At 70.0% G+C, this 5,396-nt stretch carries 2 protein-coding genes; both read left to right on the forward strand.

The annotated features are described in order from the left end of the window. On the forward strand, window positions 1-4,214 hold a 4,214-nt coding region (locus ACGFU7_RS47470; protein WP_393704977.1), incomplete at its 5' end, for an SDR family NAD(P)-dependent oxidoreductase. Between the two features lie 16 nt (window positions 4,215-4,230). Continuing rightward, on the forward strand, window positions 4,231-5,396 hold a 1,166-nt coding region (locus ACGFU7_RS47475; RefSeq protein WP_393704979.1), incomplete at its 3' end, for a beta-ketoacyl synthase N-terminal-like domain-containing protein.

Consider the following 5,396-nt stretch of genomic DNA (forward strand, 5'->3'; position numbering starts at 1 on the left):
CCGTCGGCATCCAGGAGACCATCGAGGACGCCGGAGCCCCCGGCACCGCACTGGGCACCCTGCGCCGCGACGACGGCGGACGGGACCGCCTGCTCTCCTCGGTGGCCGACGCATGGGCCAACGGGGCGGAGGTGAACTGGCCGCTGCTGTTCGAGGAGCATCGGGCGAAGAAGGTGGTGCTGCCCACGTACGCGTTCCAGCGCGACCGCTACTGGCTCGACGTCCCGGCAGAAACGGGCGACGTCGGATCGGCCGGCCTGACCGCGTCGCTCCACGGACTGCTGGGCGCGGCAGTCGAACTGGCCGGTGGCGGGGGCATGGTGTTCACCGGCGTCCTGTCCTGCGACGCCCACCCCTGGCTGGCCGATCACGAGGTCGGAGGGACGGTTCTGCTGCCGGGAGCCGGATTCGTGGAACTGGCGCTGCACGCCGGTGAGCAGGTCGGTTGTGACACGGTCGAGGAACTCACGATCGAGGCACCGCTGTTGCTGGGTCCCGGCAGGGAACAGGTCCGGATACAGGTCGTGGCAGGGAACGACGACGGCGACGGCCGTCGTACCGTCACAGTCCACTCGCGTCCCGCCGACGACGGGCAGGACGCAGATGTGCCGTGGACCCGGCATGCGTCGGGTGTACTGGCAACCGCGGACGCGGAGAGCGATCCCGCGCAGACCGGCGCCCAAGCCCTCGCATGGCCGCCGCCCGGGGCTCAGCCCGTCCCCGTGGGCGACGCCTACGCACTCCTCGCGGACATCGGATTCGCCTACGGGCCGGTCTTCCAGGGGCTGCGGGCGGCATGGCGGCTCGACGGAAACACGTACGCGGAGATCCGCCTGCCCGATGACGTCCCGGTGACCGGCTTCGGTATCCACCCGGCGCTCCTCGACAGTGCGTTGCATCCGCTGGCACTCGCGGCCGGGAGCGACCTGTCCGACCAGGTGATGCTGCCGTTCTCCTGGAGCCGCGTGCGCCTGCATGCCGCCGAAGCACGCGAGCTGCGGGTCAGCGTGAAGGCCGCAGGTACCGACACGGTCTCCCTCCGGCTCGACGATGTCGAGGGCGGCCCCGTTCTCACCGTCGGCTCGCTCGTCGCGCGACCGATCCCGCTGGACGAACTGCGTCGCGCCGCAGCAGCGTCTCCGGCGTCACCCAACGGAACCGACGCGCTGTTCCACGTCGACTGGACCGACCTCCCCGACCTCCCGGGAACGGACGAACAGACCGGTCGTGCCCCGGCTGGTGCCGACAAGAGCGAGAACGACCCGGTCGGACCCGACGTGGCGCTCCTCGGCGACGATCCGTTCAGGCTCGCGGAGGCCCTGAGCACGGCGCTGCGCGGAGTGTGTCCCCATGTCTTCCCCGACCTGGCCGCACTCGGCGAAGCCGTCGCTTCCGGCCTGCCGCTGCCCGGGGACGTCCTGTTCACCCTCCCGCCTCGGCCTGGCAAGACCGATCCCGTATCCGGTGCGCATGATGCGGCGGCCCGGGTGCTCGCGCTGGCACAGGAATGGCTGTCCGATGAACGATTTGCCGGTGCGCGACTGGTCGTCGTGACCCGGGGAGCCGTGGCCGTACACGGTGGTGAACACACCGATGCTCCCGACGCGGCCGCTGTCTGGGGTCTGCTGCGCTCGGCCCAGTCGGAACAACCCGGCCGGTTCGGTCTCCTCGACCTCGACGCCCAGGCCGAATCCGCCACTGCGCTGCTGACGGCGCTGAGGAGCGGAGAGCCCCAGCTCGCGGTGCGCCACGCGGCCGTACAGGCGGCTCGACTGGCCCGGGCCGGCACCTCCGCTCTTCTCGCACCGCCCGAGGACGAACCGACCTGGAGGCTGAACCTCACCGGCAAGGGAGGGCTCGACGGTCTTGCCTTCGACGCCTGCCCCGAAGTCCGGGAGCCGCTGCGGCCCGGACACGTACGGATCGCGGTGCGCGCGGCCGGACTCAACTTCCGGGACATCCTGCTGGCTCTCGGCATGGTGCCGGACGACGAACGCCCCGCAGCGGGCGAAGGCTCCGGGGTCGTCCTGGAGACCGGGCCCGGGGTGACCGCCTTCTCCCCGGGAGACCGGGTCATGGGCCTGATGTCGGGCGGCATGGGACCGATCACCGTGGCCGATGAGCGACTCCTGGCCCCGATCCCCGACGGCTGCTCCTTCGCCGAGGCCGCCGGAATCCCCGTCGTCTTCCTGACCGCCTACTACGGCCTCGCCGATCTTGCCGCGATCAGGTCCGGTGAATCCCTCCTGCTGCATGCCGCGACCGGTGGTGTCGGCATGGCAGCGCTCCAGCTCGCGGAGCACTGGGGCGTCGAGGTGTACGGCACGGCCAGCCCCGGTAAATGGGCCACGCTCAGGGCCCTCGGCCTCGACGACGCCCACATCGCGTCGTCGCGGGAACTGGGCTTCGAGGAGCAGTTCCTCCAGACGAGTGGGGGCAAGGGCGTTGACGTCGTACTCAACTCCCTGGCCCGGGAGTACGTCGACGCCTCCCTGCGACTGCTGCCGCGCGGCGGCCGCTTCCTGGAGATGGGCAAGACCGACATCCGCGACGCCCAGGAAGTCGCCGCCGAGTACCGGGACGTCGCCTACCAGGCGTATGACGTGCTGGACGCGGGACCCGACCGCATCCAGGAAATGTTCACCGAGCTCGTCCGGCTCTTCAACAGCGGGGCACTGCGGCCGCTGCCCGTCACCGCGTGGGACATCCACCGGGCACCGGAGGCGTTCCGGTACTTCAGCCAGGCCAGGCACACCGGCAAGATCGTGCTGACCCTGCCCGTACCGAGCAACCCCGAAGGCACCGTCTTCATCACCGGCGGCACCGGAACCCTCGGAGGCCTCCTCGCACGGCATCTGGTCACCCACCACGGTGCGCGGCACCTGCTGATCACCAGCCGTCGTGGCCGGGAAGCGGAGGGCGCGGACGACCTCGCGAACGAACTGACCGCGCTGGGCGCGGAAACCGTGACGATCGCCGCCTGCGATGTCGCCGAACGGGACCAGCTCGCGGCACTGCTCGCCTCCGTACCCGAGGCGCATCCGCTGACCACCGTCATACACGCCGCGGGCGTGATCGACGACGGGGTCCTCCCCGCCCTTGACACGGCGCGACTCGACACCGTATTCCGTCCGAAGCTCGACGCGGCGTGGCACCTGCACGAACTCACCCGCGATCTCGACCTGTCGGCCTTCGTGCTCTTCTCCTCCCTCGCCGGCACGCTCGGCACGGCGGGGCAGGCCAACTACGCGGCGGCCAACGCATTCCTCGACGCACTCGCCCAGCACCGGCACTCACACGGACTTCCGGCTACATCCCTCGCTTGGGGCCTGTGGGAGGAGACCAGCACCATGACCGGGCACCTGGACGCGGCCGCTCGCACCAGGCTGGAGCGCGCCGGGGCCCGACAGCTCACCAACGAGCAGGGACTCGCGCTCTTCGACGCAGCCCGCGCCAGTCATCAGGCAGTCCTGGTCACCGCGCCGCTCGACACCGCCGCGCTCCGTACCACCGACCCGTCGGCCCTCCCGCACATGGTGCGCGCCCTGGTCCGCACACCGGTACGACGCGCGGCAGCGGGCCGCCGAACAGCACCGGAAGGCGGCGAACAGCCGTGGTCCGCACGGCTGGCCGGGCTGCCCCGGACCCAGCAGCGGGCGGTGCTCCTGGACCTCGTACGGACCCATGTGGCAGCGGTCCTCGGCCACTCCTCACCCGGCAGCGTGGTCGCCGACCGGGCGTTCAAGGAGATCGGCTTCGACTCCTTGACGGCCGTGGAACTCCGTAACCGGCTCAAGGCCGCGACGGGGCTGCCCCTGGCGGCCACGCTCGTCTTCGACCACCCGACACCAGCCGCACTCGCCGACCAGCTGCGTGAGCAACTGGCACCGCCGCCCGGAGCAGACGGAGCGACCGGCACGGTCACGGCGGTCCTCGCCGAACTCGACAGGCTTGAGGCGGCACTGTCCCCAACCGCCACCGATGGGTCCGCCACCGCGGCCCCCGAGACCGGCGAAACCCTCACGGACGACGCCACGTACACCGAACTCACCGCCCGGCTACAGGACTTCCTGGTCAAGCTCGGCAACGCACGGGACGCCCTCGGCAACGGCACGGGAAACGACGCCGAGAACGACGCCGTCAACGAAAAGATCACATCCGCCAGCGACGACGAGATCTTCGACTTCATCGACAACGAGCTCGGAATCTCCTGAGGGGGCTGACCAGGTCATGGCCAACAACGAGCAGAAGCTTCGCGAATACCTGAAGCGCGTCACCACCGACCTGCACCAGACCCGTCAGCGGCTGCGCGAGGCGGAGGCGGAGGCCGAGGGCAGGGACCTGGAGCCGGTGGCGGTGGTAGCCATGAGCTGCCGGTTCCCCGGCGGTGTGTCGTCACCGGAAGAGATGTGGGCGCTCCTGGAGCGGGGCGACGATGCCATCGCGGAGTTCCCCGACAACCGTGGCTGGGACCGCGACGCGCTCTACGATCCCGACCCGGAGACAGTGGGCACGACCTACTGCACCACGGGCGGGTTCCTCACCGACGCAGACCGGTTCGACGCAGCCTTCTTCGGGATCAGCCCCCGAGAGGCCGAGGCCATCGACCCGCAGCAGCGGTTGCTGCTGGAGACCTCCTGGGAACTGCTGGAACGCGCACGAATCCGCCCAGAGGACGTCAAGGGCAGCCGCACCGGCGTCTTCGTCGGAGTCATCTCGCAGAACTACGGCTCGCAGCTCGACGAACCCTCCGAGGACCATGAGGGATACCTGCTCACGGGCACCACCACGAGTGTGGCGTCGGGTCGTATCTCGTACACGTTCGGTTTCGAGGGTCCTGCGGTCACGATCGATACGGCGTGCTCGTCGTCGCTCGTTGCGGTGCATCTGGCAGCTCAGGCCCTGCGCAACGGCGAATGCTCGCTCGCGCTGGCCGGCGGAGCGACGGTGATGGCCACACCCGCTCTGTTCACGGAGTTCGCACGGCAGCGGGGACTTTCCACGGACGGGCGGTGCAAGGCGTTCTCGGACGGTGCGGACGGTACGGGGTTTGCCGAGGGTGCCGGGTTGCTGTTGCTGGAGAAGTTGTCGGATGCGCGGGCGAACGGTCATCGGGTGCTGGCGGTGCTTCGGGGTTCGGCGGTGAATCAGGATGGTGCGTCGAATGGTCTGACGGCGCCGAACGGTCCCTCGCAGCAGCGGGTGATCCGGCAGGCGTTGGCGAACGCGCGGCTGACCCCTGCCGATGTGGATGTTGTCGAGGCGCATGGGACGGGGACGTCGTTGGGTGATCCCATCGAGGCCCAGGCCCTGATCGCCACCTACGGCCAGGATCGGCAGCCCGACAGGCCGTTGTGGTTGGGTTCGGTGAAGTCGAATATTGGTCATGCGCAGGC

This window comes from Streptomyces sp. NPDC048473 (assembly GCF_043200155.1).
Classification (GTDB): Bacteria; Actinomycetota; Actinomycetes; order Streptomycetales; family Streptomycetaceae; genus Streptomyces.